Annotated in this window: 12 protein-coding genes and 1 pseudogene; 9 read left to right on the top strand and 4 right to left on the bottom strand. The window is 31.7% G+C overall.

The annotated features are described in order from the left end of the window. Positions 1 to 1,217: 1,217 nt before the first annotated feature. The 3 genes from BWGOE10_RS15350 (at position 1,218) to tnpB (ending at position 3,952) form a co-directional block, all read left to right on the top strand. Positions 1,218 to 2,039: a ParA family protein gene (locus BWGOE10_RS15350; protein WP_070146016.1), complete on the top strand. Its 822-nt coding sequence runs from the start codon at positions 1,218 to 1,220 to the stop codon at positions 2,037 to 2,039. Position 2,040: 1 nt separating this feature from the next. Then, positions 2,041 to 2,412 carry a hypothetical protein gene (locus BWGOE10_RS15355; RefSeq protein WP_070146017.1) on the top strand — a complete coding sequence of 124 codons (372 nt, stop codon included), beginning with the start codon at positions 2,041 to 2,043 and terminating at the stop codon, positions 2,410 to 2,412. A gap of 418 nt (positions 2,413 to 2,830) precedes the next feature. Next, positions 2,831 to 3,952 carry an IS200/IS605 family element RNA-guided endonuclease TnpB gene (gene tnpB / locus BWGOE10_RS15360; protein WP_070146018.1) on the top strand — a complete coding sequence of 374 codons (1,122 nt, stop codon included), beginning with the start codon at positions 2,831 to 2,833 and terminating at the stop codon, positions 3,950 to 3,952. Between the two features lie 140 nt (positions 3,953 to 4,092). Here tnpB and BWGOE10_RS15365 read toward each other — a convergent pair whose 3' ends face one another. The 3 genes and pseudogenes from BWGOE10_RS15365 to BWGOE10_RS15375 all read right to left on the bottom strand — a co-directional run bounded on the left by BWGOE10_RS15365 (position 4,093) and on the right by BWGOE10_RS15375 (position 8,642). Beyond that, on the bottom strand, positions 4,093 to 4,797 hold the full coding sequence (locus BWGOE10_RS15365) for an alpha/beta hydrolase (RefSeq protein WP_033728392.1): 705 nt from the start codon (positions 4,795 to 4,797) through the stop codon (positions 4,093 to 4,095). A gap of 1,096 nt (positions 4,798 to 5,893) precedes the next feature. Next, positions 5,894 to 6,399, bottom strand: a pseudogene (locus BWGOE10_RS15370) (hypothetical protein). Between the two features lie 563 nt (positions 6,400 to 6,962). Continuing rightward, positions 6,963 to 8,642 (bottom strand): helix-turn-helix domain-containing protein, encoded by a 1,680-nt coding sequence (locus tag BWGOE10_RS15375; RefSeq protein ID WP_070143871.1) that lies wholly within the window; start codon positions 8,640 to 8,642, stop codon positions 6,963 to 6,965. Between the two features lie 1,861 nt (positions 8,643 to 10,503). Here BWGOE10_RS15375 and BWGOE10_RS15380 point away from each other — a divergent pair. The 5 genes from BWGOE10_RS15380 to BWGOE10_RS15400 all read left to right on the top strand — a co-directional run bounded on the left by BWGOE10_RS15380 (position 10,504) and on the right by BWGOE10_RS15400 (position 15,562). Further along, positions 10,504 to 12,204, top strand: a complete 1,701-nt coding sequence (locus BWGOE10_RS15380) for a hypothetical protein (RefSeq protein WP_070143873.1) — start codon at positions 10,504 to 10,506, stop codon at positions 12,202 to 12,204. Positions 12,205 to 13,241: 1,037 nt separating this feature from the next. Next, positions 13,242 to 13,532: a hypothetical protein gene (locus BWGOE10_RS15385; RefSeq protein ID WP_070143875.1), complete on the top strand. Its 291-nt coding sequence runs from the start codon at positions 13,242 to 13,244 to the stop codon at positions 13,530 to 13,532. 7 nt (positions 13,533 to 13,539) lie between these two features. Beyond that, entirely contained in the window at positions 13,540 to 13,725 is a 186-nt protein-coding gene (locus tag BWGOE10_RS15390) for a hypothetical protein (RefSeq protein WP_070143877.1), read from the top strand. A 99-nt stretch (positions 13,726 to 13,824) separates the two neighbouring features. Next, entirely contained in the window at positions 13,825 to 15,006 is a 1,182-nt protein-coding gene (locus BWGOE10_RS15395; RefSeq protein ID WP_070143879.1) for an FtsK/SpoIIIE domain-containing protein, read from the top strand. Then, positions 14,945 to 15,562 (top strand): replication-relaxation family protein, encoded by a 618-nt coding sequence (locus BWGOE10_RS15400; RefSeq protein ID WP_070143881.1) that lies wholly within the window; start codon positions 14,945 to 14,947, stop codon positions 15,560 to 15,562. Before BWGOE10_RS15395 ends, BWGOE10_RS15400 begins: the two co-directional genes overlap by 62 nt. A 1-nt stretch (position 15,563) precedes the next feature. Here the strand turns inward: BWGOE10_RS15400 and BWGOE10_RS15405 are convergent, their stop codons facing one another. Then, on the bottom strand, positions 15,564 to 15,788 hold the full coding sequence (locus tag BWGOE10_RS15405) for a helix-turn-helix domain-containing protein (RefSeq protein WP_002187909.1): 225 nt from the start codon (positions 15,786 to 15,788) through the stop codon (positions 15,564 to 15,566). 459 nt (positions 15,789 to 16,247) lie between these two features. Here BWGOE10_RS15405 and BWGOE10_RS15410 point away from each other — a divergent pair, with 459 nt between their 5' ends. Next, positions 16,248 to 17,519, top strand: coding sequence for a DNA polymerase thumb domain-containing protein (locus BWGOE10_RS15410; protein ID WP_070143882.1), 1,272 nt, complete (start codon positions 16,248 to 16,250; stop codon positions 17,517 to 17,519). Positions 17,520 to 17,711 lie beyond the last annotated feature (192 nt).

Raw genomic sequence — 17,711 nt, forward strand, 5'->3', positions numbered from 1 at the left:
AGAATCTATTTTTATAAATGGGTTCTTGCCACACCACAATCAAGCTAAGAAAAGTAAATACCCCGAAACAAGAAAATTGGCACCCGCAGGTGAAAATGTACAATTTATTATTTTGGGGGCGTTATAAAATTCTTAAGTTGATGGGCATGTGGCATAGGGGGAGTCTTTGAAAAAATTTCTGATTCTATTATTTGTACCACATATCACTATTATAATCTTCCTCGCAATATAGATATATCCCTACTTCTATAATTAGATATTTCCCTATATCTCTTCTTTTGTTATCAGAAATGGAGGTATGGGGGAGCCTTTGAAAATTACTGATTCCATTGTATGTACCACTTATCACTACTATAATCTTCTTTTCAATATAGATATATCCCTATTTCCATAATTGGATATTTCCCTTCACCTCTACTTTTATTATTAAAAATAGGGGTTTAAGGGGAGCCTTTGGAAATTACTGATTCCATTGTATGTAACACTTATCACTACTATAACCTCCCTTTAATATAGATATATCCCTATTTCTATAATTGGATATTTCCCTTCACCTCTACTTTTATTATTAGAAATGGTGGGATAAGGGGAGTCTTTGAAAAAATTTCTGATTCTATTATTTGTACCACATATCACTATTATAATCCCCTAAGAATATAGATATATCCCTATTTCTATAATTGGATATTTCCCTATTCCTCTACTTTTGTTATCAGAAATGGAGGTATGGGAGAGCCTTTGGAAATTACTGATTCCATTGTATGTACCACTTATCACTACTATAATCTTCTTTATAACATAGAAATATCCCTATTTCTATACCTCTGCCATCAAGAATATTGAAGTAGGCCATGGCCAATAAGTTACGCTTATGCAACATCAATTATAGGAATGGGTGTTTCTTTTTTAAAAAGCCCCAAAACAAAAAGTTTATACAGTTCAGCTGGTAATATCAATTCTCTCGTTTTGGATATTTGCTTTTCTTAGCTTGATAGGCATGGGATATGGGGATATAAGGACTTTTTCAAAAAATGAATGGATGGTATAAATGACAGATTCTATTGCATGTACCACATATCACTGCTATAATCTTCTTTATAACATAGAAATATCCCTATTTCTATAATTGGATATTTCCCTATATATCTAATCTTTTCACCAGAATATAGAAATAGGGATATAGGGAAATATCCTAGAAAATAAATGGAGTGGTATAAATGGCTATTACAATTACTGTTGGGAATTACAAAGGGGGCGTTGGTAAAACCACTAATGCTGTATTAAACTCTTATGAATTCGCAAAAAAGGGGAAAAGAACTTTACTCGTTGACCTTGATCCACAGAGTAATGCAACAAAATCTCTAATGTTAACAAAATCTATCCTTAATCCTGACGAAAAGGTAACTTTAACTAAAACATTGATGAAAGGAATTCAAGAGGGGAATTTAGATGGATTAGAAGTTGAAATAATGGAAAATTTACATTTAATTCCTTCTTATGTTGATTTTCAAGATTTCGCAAAATTTCTATATAAATCGTGTTCTTCGGAAGAAGAGGAAGATTTCTACTTTAAGGGATTACTTGAGAAAATAAAACATAAATACGATTACATATTTATCGATGTTCCACCTATGTCAATTGAAGTTACAAAAAATGCAGTTGTGGCTTCTGATTATGTTCTTATAACTCTACAAACACAAGAACGTTCTCTTACAGGTGCAGAAAACTACATTAACCAACTAATAAAATTAAAAGAGCAATATAATCTTGATATTGAAGTTGTAGGTATTCTTCCAGTTCTATTAAAAAATAATGGTAAAGTGGATGAATACATTATGGAAAATGCTCGTGAAATTTTTGGTGAAGAAAACCTATTTAAAAATATCGTTCCACAGATGGAACGTATTAAAAGGTTTGATGTTAACGGTATTACTGAAAATGATAGACATGATTTAAATGTAATAGAACTATACGAAAAAATTAGTGATGAATTATTATCTCGTATCAATGTTTTTGAAAGTATGAAGGTTGGTGTATAACATGGCAAGAACTCCTGGATTATTAGGCAGAAAAAAGAGCAATTTTGACCCAATAGATCCTTATATCCCAAACGAGGATTCAATTGTAACAAAAAGTGGCGAAGATACTCCTACTTTTCCACCTAAAAATGAACAAGAACAAGTAAATCAGCAAGAGAAAAAGAAGGAGCAAACACCAGAGAAAAAGAAATTTACAAACCAACAAGGCAGTATTAAAATTTCTAGTCAATCTAAGGAAGAGCTTGGAGCACTAATGAAACTCACTAATAAAAAATATGCTCATGAAATAATAGATTTACTTATACATCATTATGTAGAAAATCAATTAACTCCCGAACAAAAAAGGAAATTTAAATTATTAACAGAGATTTAGAAATATAGAAATATCCCTACATAGAAATAGGGATATTTCTATATTTTTTCAAAAAAAAATATCCTCACCAGAACTTCCTCCACAACCTTTTCTTCTCTCTCTCCACTGCAACATCCTCATGATATTCCTTATGTAAATTGATAGTAAAGTTATTTAATTTCGATAAAAAAATATAAGAGCCTTGCTATATTTTTTTATCATTTTAGCCAAGAAGACTCCTTCCTCAAGGAACCTGAAGGGTCACGGACCAGTGAGTAGGTGGGAGATGAATTGGCTTCGGACAAGGGATGGCAGGAAGCCATCTTAATTGTTCGACAGGTAGTAAATTGTTAATTGACAAATTGTCATGATCACTTCACCATCTGTCGAATGTATGTTTGGTGTATAATAGACATATATCGAAATGGAGGTGAAACTTATGATTATCAATAAAGCATATAAATTTCGTATATATCCAAATAAAGCACAAGCAACTCTAATCAATAAAACGATTGGTTGTTCTCGTTTTGTATTCAATCATTTCCTATCTCTATGGGGTAACGCGTACAAAGAAACAGGAAAAGGTTTGACATATGGTACATGCTCTGCCAAACTTCCTGCCATGAAGAAAGAATTTGTTTGGCTAAAAGAAGTGGATAGTATTGCTATTCAGTCGTCTGTTCGCAACCTTGCGGATGCTTATACACGTTTTTTCAAAAAACAAAACAGTGCCCCACGTTTCAAATCTAAGAAGAACATTGTACAATCTTACACCACAAAACAAACAAATGAAAACATTGCCGTTGTAGGAAACAAAATTAAATTGCCAAAACTAGGTCTTGTTCGATTTGCCAAAAGTCGTGAAGTAAACGGACGTATTTTAAACGCTACGGTTAGACGGAATCCTTCTGATAGATACTTTGTGTCATTGTTAGTAGAAACAGAAGTGCAAGAATTTCCAAAGACACATTCTTACACTGGAATTGATGTAGGACTAAAAGATTTCGCCATTTTGTCAGATGGAACAACCTATAAAAATCCGAAGTTTTTTCGATCATTAGAAGAGAAGTTAGCAAAAGCACAGCGTGTTCTTTCTAGAAGAATGAAAGGATCTTCTCGCTGGAATAAACAACGAGTAAAAGTAGCTAGAATTCATGAATACGTGACGAATGCTAGAAAAAATTACTTGGACAAAGTCTCAACTGAAATCATCAAAAACCACGATGTTATTGGTATAGAGGATTTGCAAGTATCTAATATGTTAAAGAATCATAAGTTAGCAAAAGCAATTAGTGAGGTATCATGGTCACAGTTTCGAACTATGTTGGAATATAAGGCAAAATGGTACGGCAAACAAGTCATTGTCGTATCGAAAACATTTGCTTCAAGCCAATTATGCTCTTGTTGTGGATATCAAAACAAAGACGTTAAAAATCTAAACCTACGTAAATGGGACTGCCCTTCTTGCCTTACACACCATGATAGGGATATTAACGCAAGTATCAATCTAAAGAATGAAGCGATAAGGCTTCTAACCGCAAGGACTGTGGAGATAGCCTAGTTCGATAGAACTCTTTACTTAGGAATCCCCCTCTTCTAAACGAAGTGAAAGTGGGGGTAGTTCAAAATGTCTCTCAAATATAATATCAGTTTATATATTCACCATTCTTCTCTAACAGGTTCAAGATAAATTGTAATTTGTTAATCGATATGTTTGTGTAACCACTGTTCAAATATCTTTAACTGTTCTTCAGTATGAAAGTAATGTTCACCTGTTTCCATGACTTCTAATTCACAACGATGTTTTTTTGTAAAATAGTTAATAGTTTCAAATTCGCACAGTTCATCCTTGGCTCCATACATAATATATGTATCTGTATTCCATGTATTAATAGGATGTTCTTTTACATAGCATAAATAATCCCAATATAACTTTTGACCAATAGGTGTCTCTATAGTCATTTCTTTTTGCAAAAGCTCTGGTGTTACATTAAACCATTTCATCATATTTTCGATAATTCGTTCCATATTAACTACTGGTGATAAAAATAATGCCTTTTCTAACACATCATTTTGATAGGCTAAAAGGCTAAAATAAGCTCCCATACTACATGCAAACACGCTTACTTCTTTCCAATGTTCTTTTGCGTAATTCATAATTATAGATAATTCACTAACACAAAACTGTACTTTGCAAGGAGTATTATCATTTTTTCTTTCTCCATGCTCAGGTAAATCAAAGCTTAATACTTGATAACCTTTTTGATTGGCTTCTTCAGCTAATATTTGAATAACTGCATCTTCCTTATTTGACATATTTCCATGTACTGCAATAAAAATTTTTTCACTCTTATCTCCCCATAAAACCGTGGGAATATTACTAATTTTAAAATTATCTTTAAGCATATTTCCTCCATAGAATAAGACATATAGGACTTGGCAAAAAACCGCACACACTTTATAATCCTCTACTCAGTTTTAAACAAATCAAACTATTCCTAATTTATCACAAATGAATTATAATATCTCTCTACCTCTGTATAACAGAGTCTACTTTGTATTTAAAATCTTGCTTTTTTTCCATTTCTTCAGAAGCTACAAGTTCTTATTTTGATTCCTTATTGAGCTAATCTACTCCGTTAGTGGAAGAAGGATTTTTAAACAATTATATTATTTTTCAAATGACTTTATTGTAAATTAAACAACTTTATTATCTCTGCACACCGTTGCTTTTGTTACAGAAATGAAGGTATAGGAGAGAGCTTTTGAAAAGTTACTGCAATAATATAAATTACTGATTCTATTGTATATACCACATAACACTACTATAATCTCCTTTTCAATATAGAAATATCCCTATTTCTATAAGTGGATATTTCTATATCCCGTTGCTTTTGTTACAAAAATGAAGGTATAGGAGGGGCCTTTTGAAAAGTTACTGCAATAATATAAATTACTGATTTTATTGTATATACCACATAACACTACTATAATCTCCTTTTCAATATAGAAATATCCCTATTTCTATAAGTAGATATTTCTATATCCTGTTGCTTTTGTTACAAAAATGAAGGTATAGGAGGGGGCTTTTGAAAAGTTACTGCAATAATATAAATTACTGATTTTATTGTATATACCACATAACACTCTATAATCTCCTTTTCAATATAGAAATATCCCTATTTCTATAAGTAGATATTTCTATATCCTGTTGTAGCTTTGAAATAATGTTTGGTCAAATTGATACTAATAACCTTGATAAATGAGCAAAAAGAAAGAGCGTGTTTTGAAAAAAGATTGATCAAAACACACTCTTAATTTATTTAATTGAATCATTCTTTTATAAAAAAGTCTAATCATTTCAGTGATCCTTGTTCCATTAAAGTGACAGATTGCAGAATAATGGGAAATGCAAAAACATTGCAAAAATTACACCTTAGTTATTTTGCTAAAGCTATCCCGTTAATTCAACAAAAAAGGGGTATAGTCCCCTCTTATTAACTTAATATGTACACCAAAATACCTTTTCAGCTATTGGTTCACTGGCCGATACCTTTATGAAATTTAACAAAATATCCGTTTCGCTTGCTCCTACATATTCATCTTCATCTACATTATAATATTGAACCACTTCAACTTTATATAAGCCATTTTCTATTTCAATCTTATATTTGGAACAATTTCGATCAGGTACTTTGTTATTTTGAAACTGAGCAGCCATTGTAAGGCAGTCATAATCCACTAAATATAGTTGATTTTCCGTTACTTCTATATACCCTACTGCTTTCCTAAAGCATTTATGAGTTATTTCTTCTGTACCTTTTCTAACCTCTACTCTCCAAGAATATTCAATTCCTTCCTCAGTCATTTGAAAAACTAAAATATGCCCTTGCTTCATCTCGTCTCCAAAATGTTGTAAGAGATTATCTAACTCCCAATCTTCATCTACGAATGATTCGTATTTATTAGTGTTCGCTACCCAATAAAATTCGTATCACCAAAGTCCATACAAAATCTCATTTTTCTTTTCCCCTTTGCTCGGTATTTTTTTGACATTGTATCATTTTACTTGGGATAAAACACCAGTTAATTTAAGTTAAAGCCTTCTCAATAGCTTCATATATAATAATTTCCTTCAAATATGTTATTCGAGAATATGGCCCTTTAATGGAATAACTTTATTATCACTTAACAAATTCTTAATCCACAAGAAAAACCGAAATCCTTTCTTTAAAGAGATAGGAAATTCCGGTTCATCTTTTTTATAAACGATTAAACTTTTTTATAAACAGTTCCACTTTATTTCAGATCCACACCCGTTGCTTTTGTTACAGAAATGAAGGTATAGGAGGGAGCTTTTGAAAAGTTACTGCAATAATATAAATTACTGATTCTATTGTATATACCACATAACACTACTATAATCTCCTCTTCAATATAGAAATATCCCTATTTCTCAATAGGGATATTTCTATATTGTTTAGTGTATTTTAAAACAGAAAAATTCAATAACTACATTAAAAAGAATCCTATTTCTAGGAATCTTTTTAATACTAATTTTTAGCTTTAACTTACATTTTATCGATGATCATTTGTCTTTTATACCATTGATTTAATTTGCTTCTCGCCGTACTAGAGAGACGTTTTGTTTTTTTATTATAGAATCTAGAAAGAGTAGGCTGCGATATACCTATCTCTATTGAAAGTTCTCGCATAGTTATATTCTTTTTCATATGCATAAACTCTATTTTCTCTCTAATTACTTGTTCATTTTCACTCGTATCTAATGGTTTTTCTACAATTTTTATTGGCTGACTTTCCTCACGTATTGTATCAATTGTTTTCTTTTTCGCTAAGTTTTCCATTGAACTAATTAGTTCTTTAGGTGGCAATATTACTATTCCTAACTGTGAATAATAGTTTCTAAACCAATTCTTCTTTGTCAGTTTTTCTTCTTCTAAACCATTATGATATTCCCAATGAGAAATTACCTCTTCTTTTTCTAAATCAATAAGAACATTTTCTAATTGTTCGCGAATACGATTAGGTTTTTGTTTCTGGTTTATACCCATAACTGCTAACAAACCTTTATCTCCACCTATAGAATAAGGTCTTTGTAAGCTAGAAAACATTTGACGGATTCTCCATTGCCATGTCAAATATCGAATTAATCTTTTATGATATTTGTGTCTATAACTATTATATTCAAGTGCCTTTTTTGATAATAGTGCGGTAGTACTATTAGATCCATATAGATATCCGGATAAGAAACTTCCCGGTTTGATTCGGCACGATTCTATCCCCATGTATTCGTTTGTGTTTTTATCTCTCCATAGAACTACAGAATCTAATACAAATAGTCTTTTAATTACCTCGCGTTTTACTTCGTAATGCTTACCTGTTTCAGCTCGATCATTTAATACGACTACTTCATTGTCATCATTTAGATATATAAAAATACTCGCTAGGGCCGCAATCCGCTTCGCTACCTTAATTTTATCTTCTACCCTATAATATTCGACACCATTTGCCTTGGCCTTTGAAATACTGCACATTTCTAAAACTTGTTCATATGAAAAATCAATAAATTCATCCGGCGATTTTGCTTCATTCAACCATTGAATTGTGATGGAATCTAAGCAATCTGCAGTTAAATCATCCATATTACTCATTACGCCATCTACTAATGTATTCCATCTTGCTGCCTCTTCAATATTCGTTAACTTTAGATCTTCATCTTTATGAGAGGAAAGTTGGGCCACTCCATTACTATCCTTTGTTTCAATGGGATATGATTTTAACTGTGTGTTTTCATCTTCTTCAAATTGATTTTTAGCTATTCCATCTCTTAACTTATAATAGACCGCAGAGTTATTTACTTCTAAATAGTTTTCATTCAATATGTTCGCATCTGATTTACTTGTTGCTGTATTCACTATAGTACTAGCTGTCTGATTTTTACGAAACTCTTGTTCAATAAAGACACCTATGGTTTCATGAATGATTAATCTGTATTCATCTATATTTTTAAATATATCTAGAGGAGAAACACCTTTTCTTTGTTGTTGCTCTAGCCACTGTACAAGCATTGAAAATGACGGAGAAAGGTATTCTGAAGTCACAATTTTACTTTGATCTGCTTCAACCTCAACATAATAGGAAACCCATTTATGCCACAATTGCTCATCTTGTTTATACAATTGTTCCGTTATTGATAGTGCATCTCTAAACAATTGTAGAACGTCTTCCATATAAATTCGGCTCCTTATATACATTTATTATTGATCTGAACTTGAAAATAATTAGCTATATGATGTTCCTTTTTATAAAACTAGAAATGAAGTCAGAATATTCTATCCTTTCGTTTCGTTGTTAACATGTTAAGAGCTCTATTTTGCATACTTATAGCCCACTCTGTAACTGATTATACAAGACTGAATCGATTTGTAAAATCCAAATAGCAATTATATAAGTACTTATACAATAACCTATCTTTCATCCATTAGCTCTTTTTCTATTAAATTTCCAGTAATATTATTTGTAATATATAAATATATCGATTAAAATACCAATACAACGCATAATTTATAATATCTTATCTTTCTTAAACAAACACCATACAATTTCATAGCAAAGGAATGCAAGTATACTGATCTATACTGCATTCCTTTATTGTAATTGTATGTCCACTATATTTTTATTCTTCCTTTTCTAAAATTAAAAAACTAACATCCAAATTTCTTATTTTTCACCTCTTTCTGGATCCACTCCATTTTAATAAAAACTTTTCATTAAATGTCCAAACTATTAGCTATCCCCCCTAAACAACAATAATTTTTAAAATAGTAGTTCCAACTGTTATAAAAAAACAAATTACATCTTTACAAGAGAAAACAAATTGGATAAACACAGGTTGTTTTCTTTTATAGGGAAAAACAAAGAAAGAGTGGAAAAGCACTACACAAACGTGTAAATCACATGGAGTAAACCACCAAAAAGAATGAAAATTCTGATAATTTTAATCACTAAGGGTTTTCGTTTACTCTTTCTTTGTTGTTATGAGTTTAACATTAAAAAAATATAAATCAACAAAAAAACAAAAATTTCTTATATTTTCGACATTTTATTCATCTCGCTCTAATTTCACCTTAAAAACATAGTTACTTTAGCTTTAAAATAAAGTTTAATCGAAATAATGCAATTAACCTAAATAAACGAATAAAAGAAAAGAGCGTATTTTAAAAAAGATCGTGACTTTATTTCAAATCCACACTCTCTCTAAAGTACCTCTTACATTTAAAAGAGAAGTGAAAGTAAAAAAATGTAAGAATTAAAATATTAATGTTACTTCGAACACCCCAAATTCATCAAAATGAAAATTTATAGCCATATCATTCCCCTTTCCATCAAAACATGAAACAAACATGACATTATGTAACTCTTTTTACTAACTCGAAATTTTTTTCTAAAATTGCTTAAAGCTTGATATATAAGCTTTTCTATTACAGTAATACTATTAGTTATGAAAATTTATAGCTATATGATGTCCCTTTCTTTTTAGATAAAAAGCCCATAAATCCTTTCATATTAAGGCTTTATACGTTTCTAACTCTATTTTCATGTATTTATGCAACATGAAAATCCATAGCTGTATGATGTCCCCTTTTTTACCCAAACATGAAAACTAGCCTAGCCACTTCATGTTCCTTTTGTAATTATAAAATTACAGATAAACCCCATTAACATCACTGTTTAAAAGGGGTCATCTGTTTAATTCACAATTATAAACATGAAAATCCATAGCCATATCATGTCCCTTTTATTTTTTTGAAAATCGATATAATTGTTGATTTAATCATGTTTACAAGGCTTTTTTGCTATTTCCCTTCTTTTCTACCAATATGAAAATCCATAGCCATATCATGTCCATAAAAAAAATTCCAGAAAGCCTGAAACCCCTTGATACACAAGGGATTAAAGGGCGTTTCATCTTTTTGTTTTTTCTCTTAAAGGGACGCATTTCAGCAAATTTCGATTTGGTATAATCAAAATTGGTATATTTTATAGTGTTTTGGCATTTATTTCTGAATTTATAGGTAGGAGGTGAAAAAGATGGGAAAATCATTTATTATTCGTAATCAACGTAGTCTAAATGGACAATCCACAAATGCAGTTTTAGTAACAATGAAGTCTTGGCAAAAATTTGTTGAAACTTTCGAAGAGAAATACTACAGCTATAAAGATACATACCTTGAGGATATTGTTGATCAGATGACATACGAAGAGCGTATTGCCGATGTGGATGGCTTCGTTGCACAGGCTAAACCATCTTTTTCACGTCGTACACTATCTGCTATTTCGGAAACAATGGGAAGAAAGCATAAATTATATGGCATTACAAACGCAGATTTGGAAGTCTTCTTATATCTACATAAAAAATGTTACACAAATGGAGTCATTCCAAATGTAACAATACATATGATGTGGGAAGATTACAAACTGTATAAAGAAGAATTTGCTTACATACAGCATTCTCAATTCTATATTGCATTAAAGAAATTAAGTATACATAACATTATTTCGATTGAAAATGAATTAGATGGCCGATATACAATTAAATTAACTCATTTTATGAATGAAGAAACTGAAAAGGCCAATGCATATGTTTATATTAGCCCAGTGGTATTTACAAAAGCTTTCTTTGAGTTATCAATTGCATCTAAGAAACTATTCTTAGATATTGCAATGCAACAGCACAGTGAAACTACACTAAAACGTTCCTTAGACAAACAAGATGAAAGAGGGAATAGAACTCATTTTGGTGGGATGTACCGCTTCTTACATAAAAAATACCCACATCAGATACGTGCGGTTATAACAGAGTTAACAACTGTATTACCATGTACAGGGACTCCACTATTCAAAATTTGTAAATTACAAAAAGGGGTTAAGAATAAAAAAAGATATACGACTCTATATCTATCCTTACATACGGATTTCTTATGTACAAAAGAAATCGGAGAAGTACAGTATCGTGATCCATTCACACCAAAGCTTACTTATGCTCGTAAAGCTCGTTTTATCGAATCCGTACTACAAGAGATGAGTATTGGAGAATTTACACAAGACATGAACAAATTTATTCATGTGCTAAAACATACATGCAATCGACAAATTCGAAGTGTAATCCATAGCTTACGTGACATGATAGATCGTAATGAAGAATATCCAAGCAAGTTAGTATATACACTAAAGAAATTATTAAATCAAACATCACAATATAAAATTCTTGATACAGCTGCTAAAGAAGGTATCTATCCTCTTATTACACAACATGTTCCAAAAGAACAAAAAGAACAAGCTGTATTTGATTTCGGATTGCATTTCTCTATGTACTCTCTGCGAAACATCAAAAAGTTGTTCCGCAAAACGTATGAATTACTAAACTCTAAATTTGCTGTACCTGTTACAGAGGAATCGTATCACCGCAACTATCTAAAGTATCAAGAAGAAACGTTGTTTAGAAAGTACGCCTATGAACAAGGTACAAATCTAAACGCTTATATGGCTTTAGAAATAGAAATACGTGAACTCTTAAAGGCAAGAGGGCATAAGGATCGCGTTATTCCTAGTGATGTTCGAGAATTGTTCATTGAAAAGATAGACAAATTACCGAAAGAAAAGCTTCGTGTTATTGAAGTACCAGATAGCTTTAATTTAATTACATTTATGCGTGCCTTTGAACAGTTAATACGCGCTGGTATCTCAGTAACAACAGCTGAGCAAGTACTGACAGCAATGAAAGCGAATTAATCATCATCAGCTCTCTATTTTTGAAAAAATTCAAGATAGAGGGCTATTCGTGTTGATCCGTTTATTTAAAAGAATTTTACTCCTTCTTCACAATAAGGAACTTTACTCGATTCTATTCATAATAGGGTCTTTTTTTATGCAATCATATACAAAAATAGTATGGTACCTATCTCAATTTCCACACATACTTTCATAAAAAGACGTTATGAGTTGTCTAAATACATTCAAATACCTACAAGAAATCATAAGAAATTAATTAAATTTTGTGGGTAAGTAGATAAATAACACATAATGTGAGTAATTTAGTGCAATTATCATTGATATAAATAGCTTACACGCCTTCATCTATCAAAAATCATCAATATTCATGTGAGTTATGTGCTAAATATGGATTATGTTGATTAATTAACATATAATGTGAATCTTTTGTGGGTAACTATATTAAAATTGTGGAGATTCAGTGAATTCATATGAAATTTCACGATTGAATAAATATGTTTACCAATGTATCAATTTGTTTCTTTTTTTATGTAGGAATACTAAATTTCATTTATGATTATTTGTAGATTTTAGAGCTTAATATGGTTCGTTTTTCTGCTGTAAGATTCTACTATTTATGATTTTTTACGCTATGCAATGTTAAAAAGCTTTGTTACAGTAAGGATGTACGTACATTTCTCAGTCCTATATAAGTTTTATCTTTATATTTTAAATATATATAAGATATATATTTATATTAGATTTTATTAACTAATATTCATAAACAAACTGATATAGTATAACGATAAAAAATGATTATAGTAAAACTAACAAAACTATATCATTCATTAAATACCATTGTGTGTTCAAAAAATAAATCTATAGCTATCCTCACAGTTATTTTTTAAGGCTATAGCACCATGTCAGAGAATTTAAGATTCCTGTCAAACGTCATTCCAAAATAGGAGTGACGTTTTTTTTAGGGACAAATTCGAAAATACATATCATTATCATATGTATTTAGTGTATCTAGAATTCTATATGGATGGTGAAGACATATGAATCAATATCAAATGCTGTATAGTACACCTTATCTGTATTCTTCTCGAACATTGAATCAAATGTACAGAGCTACTAAAAATGAAGGAAACGTATGTGCTATACAAGAGCATATGTTACGTCACGAAGTATACCTGGATCAACAATACCGAGGTTACTATTATTTAAGTCAAAAAATTGAGGAGGAGTTATACAGCGAGGAACATGCATTGTCATGGAATGAGCTACTGGATAATTATCAACTTTATAGAGATCGTAAGGGGAATTTATCGATCAAACCGAAAGGATGAGATAAACATGACACTCATTGGAGAGCTAGGGATTGTATATGGCGTGACCGGAGTCTCAGTTTTAGGAATACAATTGCTGAAAAAGAAAGGTTTTTATCTTCCAGGTTGGTTGCTACGTGCGGGTCTTAAATGCTTACTAATTGGTAGCGTTTGGTACGTTCTAATGGATATTCTAGATGTGTTTCTACGCTAGCATTACATCTGGTAGTTGAAAATGATTATAATAGCGCATCTTAAACGCTTTTTCTAAGCTTCCATACAAGCTCAACTACCTTAAGGAGGTATGGAGGGAATGTTATCACTTTTATTAATTCCAGCAACCTTTATAACTGTAGCTTATTTTTATCAAAGTAATGGACCGAATGATAAGAAAAAAATTGCAACGTTTTTTGAAATTGCAAAGATATGTGTTCAATATAAAGGTGAATTACAATACCCCATTTTTATAAAAGAAATTAAAGATGATATAAGTATGAATTACGTTTACAAGTTACCACTTGGTGTACCTAGTCAACTAATCCAAAAGTTAGCTGAAGTATTAGAAGAAGGTCTATATAAACCTGTTAAAATATCGTTTCACCAAAGAGAGCTTCATATTCGAGTATTTAGCCAACGAATACCTGAAATGTGGAATTGGTCTAAGGATCTATTAAAAGAGCATACATGGAGAGTTATGATGGGGAAAGCGTTAGAAAAACATGTGTATCATGATTTCGAGAAAACACCACATATGTGCGTGTCGGGTATGACACGGTTTGGAAAAACAGTATTTTTAAAAAATGTGATGACTAGTTTGATTTTGCAACAATCTCAACATGTGAATTTTTTTATTATCGATCTGAAAGAAGGGCTAGAATTTAGTCCTTACAAAGAGCTATCCCAAGTTGTGGAAGTAGCTGAAAATCCAGAACAGGCGTTAGAAATGTTGATAAGGGTACGTGAAAAGATGGGAAAACAGATTGAAATGATGAAAAAGTCCTATTTTACCAATATCATAGACACATCAATTAAAGAACGTTGCTTCATCATAGTAGATGAAGGAGCAAATCTTTGTCCTACACAAGGGTTACCTAAAAAACAACGTGATGTATTATTCATGTGTCAGGAGATGTTATCTGAAATTGCAAGAATCGGAGGTGGTTTAGGATTTCGACTCATATTTTGTACGCAATATCCAACCTCTGATACATTGCCAAGGCAAATCAAACAAAATGCTGATGCGAAGCTAGGTTTTCGATTACCAACAATGGTTGCTTCACAAGTTGCATTGGATGAATCAGGCCTAGAAGATTTGCCTTCCCTCCCTGGAAGGGCATTACTTAAGACTGATCGTACAGAAGAAATCCAGGTACCTTTTTTAAAAGATAAAGATATGTGGGAGTTACTGAAGAAATATAAGGTGGTGAAGCAAAATGAGGCATCAAACACTCAAACAGAAAGCGAGACAAATCGAGATTTTATCCACTTTGAGTAAGTTAGATTTTTTAACTAGGAGGCAATTACAAGCCATCCACTGTCTAGGGAGCATTCGAAATGCAAATCGTGTATTAAAGGATATGCACCCGTATTGTCACATTACAAAAATGGCTCGTGAACACGTATATTATTTAAATAAAAAGGGGCGGGATTTATTAGGCATTACAAAAGAAGTAAAGAAAAGTATTCAATTACAGCACATATTAATGCGAAACGAAAGCTGGATGTGGCTTGGATTTCCAGAATGGAAGACAGAAAGACCTATCGAGTTTTCAATTAATGGTCAACGGTATCAGATTATTCCTGACGCAACGTATTTTGAGGATAATGTTCCCCATTTTGTTGAAATAGATCGTATGCAACATATGAAGGTAAACGAACATAAAATACAGTTATATGGCCATATAACAGATATCTATAAAAGACAGAATGCTATTGTTCCAGTAATTAATTTTTTTACATTATCAGACTATCGACAATCAAAGTTAGAGCAATATGCTATAAACCGAAATGTGTTTATGAGAACATTTGTAATGGAAGATGTTTTTAGTTAATTCACGCCCAAAAATCAGTAGAATCTACACTTTTTCCGGTTAAGTTCCTTAAAGCTTTTATAATGCGATTTGAATTCTTAGTTGTTGGTGATACGCTGTCCAAACTACACAATCGACTGACAGTAGAACGAGTTACACCACTTTTTGAAGAGAGTTCTTCTTGTGTAATTTTGTGTCTATCTAAAAAACGACCTAAAGCTGATCTAGGTTTAGAATACCAATTCATCAAATTCACTTCCTTATGTGTTTTACTTACAGTTTGTCCAATAATCCCATTTTTTAAAAGTCACTGAAAATAGGAATTTTATTAATAGTTGAGCATAATATTGAATAAGAAATAAAAATAAAAAAATATGTAATAATTTTGTGGAATCTAGCATTAATAGTAGTAGCTACAAGTTGCTGATACACTATCCTAATGGCAACTTGTTGCAAAGGGTATTCCTATAAAATAAAAAGCTTAAACCCATTGATACACAAGGGTTTAGGCTTTTCTTAATTTATGGGTTAATGAAAACCAGTTTAATAAATTAAGAGATATCATGTTGTTGAGTGGTCGAATATTGAAGAATTAGATTAATAATTTCACGTACCATAATAATAAAATATTTTTTAAATGGTTGTATAACGTAAAACAAAAGGTTTATAATAGGAACAAATGTTCTGTTTTTTGGAGGGTAAACCAATGTTTGATTACTCGAAATGCATGAATCGAATGATTTTCTGCATAGATCTATGTTCATTTTTTGCTAGTTGTGCGTGTGTTATGAGAGGATTAGATCCTTTAAAAGTAAAGTTGGCTGTTGTTGGTGACGTAAATAGAAAAGGATCTATTGTGCTGGCTGCCACTCCCGAATTGAAAAAAATGGGCATTTCTACAGCAACCAGATTATACGAAGTACCAAAAGATCCAAATATAATTATCGTAAATGCAACAATGAGAAGATTTGTTGAAATTTCAAATCAAATCACAGAAATTTATACAAAGTATGTAGCATTAGAGGATCTACACGTTTACTCAATCGACGAATGCTTTTTAGACATGCAACAAACAGCGCACCTTTTCGGACGTGATCCAATTGTAATTGCTAAACGAATTCAAAAAGAGATATATGATACAACTGGTATAACTGCATCCATTGGGATAGCACCTACCTTATTTCTCTCAAAGGTTGCTCTAGATGTGGAAAGTAAACATTCGAATTCCAGGATTACAATGTGGTCATACGAAGATGTTTCGAAGAAATTATGGAATATTAAACCCCTTCAAAAAGTATGGGGAATTGGAACGGCGACTCAGGAAGCTTTACACAGCATGGGGCTATTTTCCTTGAAGGATGTTGCTAGAACGCCTAAAGAACATCTAATCAAGCGATTTGGAAAAGTAAAAGGTGAAGAGTTATATCGTTTCTCATACGGTATTGATGAGAGCCGAATTGCTAATAAATACATTCCAAAAAGCACTTCTATTACAAAAGGACAAATCTTGTTAGAGGACTGTTTCAGCCCAACTAAATTAAAATTACTCCTTCTAGAACAAATTGAAGAAACTTGTTTTCGTTTACGATCTATAGATAAATGCTGTCGTACGGTTGAGCTTTCTATAGGCTATAGCAAATACATCGGTGGAGGATTTAAACGAGCGATTACCTTAGATCAACCGACATGTTTAACGGAAGATGTCTACGCTGCTTGTTTAAGCTTATTAAAAAAGTTTCACTCTGGTCATCCGGTGCGCCAAATACACATCACACTAAAGAATTTGACCAGGGACGATGCAATTCAAATGTCACTGTTCGAAGATACTTCCCAAAAAGATACTAAAAGGAAATTAGCAAAGACAATGGACGGAATCCGGCATAGATATGGTAAAAATTCAATTATGCGTGGGATTAGCTACATTAAAGGGGCTACACAAAGGGAAAGAAACGGAAAAATAGGTGGACATAAAGAATAAGGAGGAATACAGATTATGATTGATAGAGGTATGATGCGATGGGTTCCATTTTTTAAACATACTATAATGAGAAGAGGTTACTATGTCTAATATGAGAGCATAGAGCCTCTTTTTTCTTACATAATATATTTCATAATGGGATATTAAAATGAATGTCTAATATGTATACAATGTTTAAGGGATACGCTTGTT

It is taken from the genome of Bacillus mycoides (assembly GCF_001757995.1).
GTDB classification, from domain to species: domain Bacteria; phylum Bacillota; class Bacilli; order Bacillales; family Bacillaceae_G; genus Bacillus_A; species Bacillus_A mycoides_B.

Excerpts from the sequence above, each read along its gene's own strand:
- BWGOE10_RS15350 (WP_070146016.1), top strand. The coding sequence starts at position 1,218 with ATGGCTATTACAATTACTGTTGGGAATTACAAAGGGGGCGTTGGTAAA.
- BWGOE10_RS15355 (WP_070146017.1), top strand. The coding sequence starts at position 2,041 with ATGGCAAGAACTCCTGGATTATTAGGCAGAAAAAAGAGCAATTTTGAC.
- tnpB (WP_070146018.1), top strand. The coding sequence starts at position 2,831 with ATGATTATCAATAAAGCATATAAATTTCGTATATATCCAAATAAAGCA.
- BWGOE10_RS15365 (WP_033728392.1), bottom strand. The coding sequence starts at position 4,797 with ATGCTTAAAGATAATTTTAAAATTAGTAATATTCCCACGGTTTTATGG.
- BWGOE10_RS15375 (WP_070143871.1), bottom strand. The coding sequence starts at position 8,642 with ATGGAAGACGTTCTACAATTGTTTAGAGATGCACTATCAATAACGGAA.
- BWGOE10_RS15380 (WP_070143873.1), top strand. The coding sequence starts at position 10,504 with ATGGGAAAATCATTTATTATTCGTAATCAACGTAGTCTAAATGGACAA.
- BWGOE10_RS15385 (WP_070143875.1), top strand. The coding sequence starts at position 13,242 with ATGAATCAATATCAAATGCTGTATAGTACACCTTATCTGTATTCTTCT.
- BWGOE10_RS15390 (WP_070143877.1), top strand. The coding sequence starts at position 13,540 with ATGACACTCATTGGAGAGCTAGGGATTGTATATGGCGTGACCGGAGTC.
- BWGOE10_RS15395 (WP_070143879.1), top strand. The coding sequence starts at position 13,825 with ATGTTATCACTTTTATTAATTCCAGCAACCTTTATAACTGTAGCTTAT.
- BWGOE10_RS15400 (WP_070143881.1), top strand. The coding sequence starts at position 14,945 with ATGAGGCATCAAACACTCAAACAGAAAGCGAGACAAATCGAGATTTTA.
- BWGOE10_RS15405 (WP_002187909.1), bottom strand. The coding sequence starts at position 15,788 with ATGAATTGGTATTCTAAACCTAGATCAGCTTTAGGTCGTTTTTTAGAT.
- BWGOE10_RS15410 (WP_070143882.1), top strand. The coding sequence starts at position 16,248 with ATGTTTGATTACTCGAAATGCATGAATCGAATGATTTTCTGCATAGAT.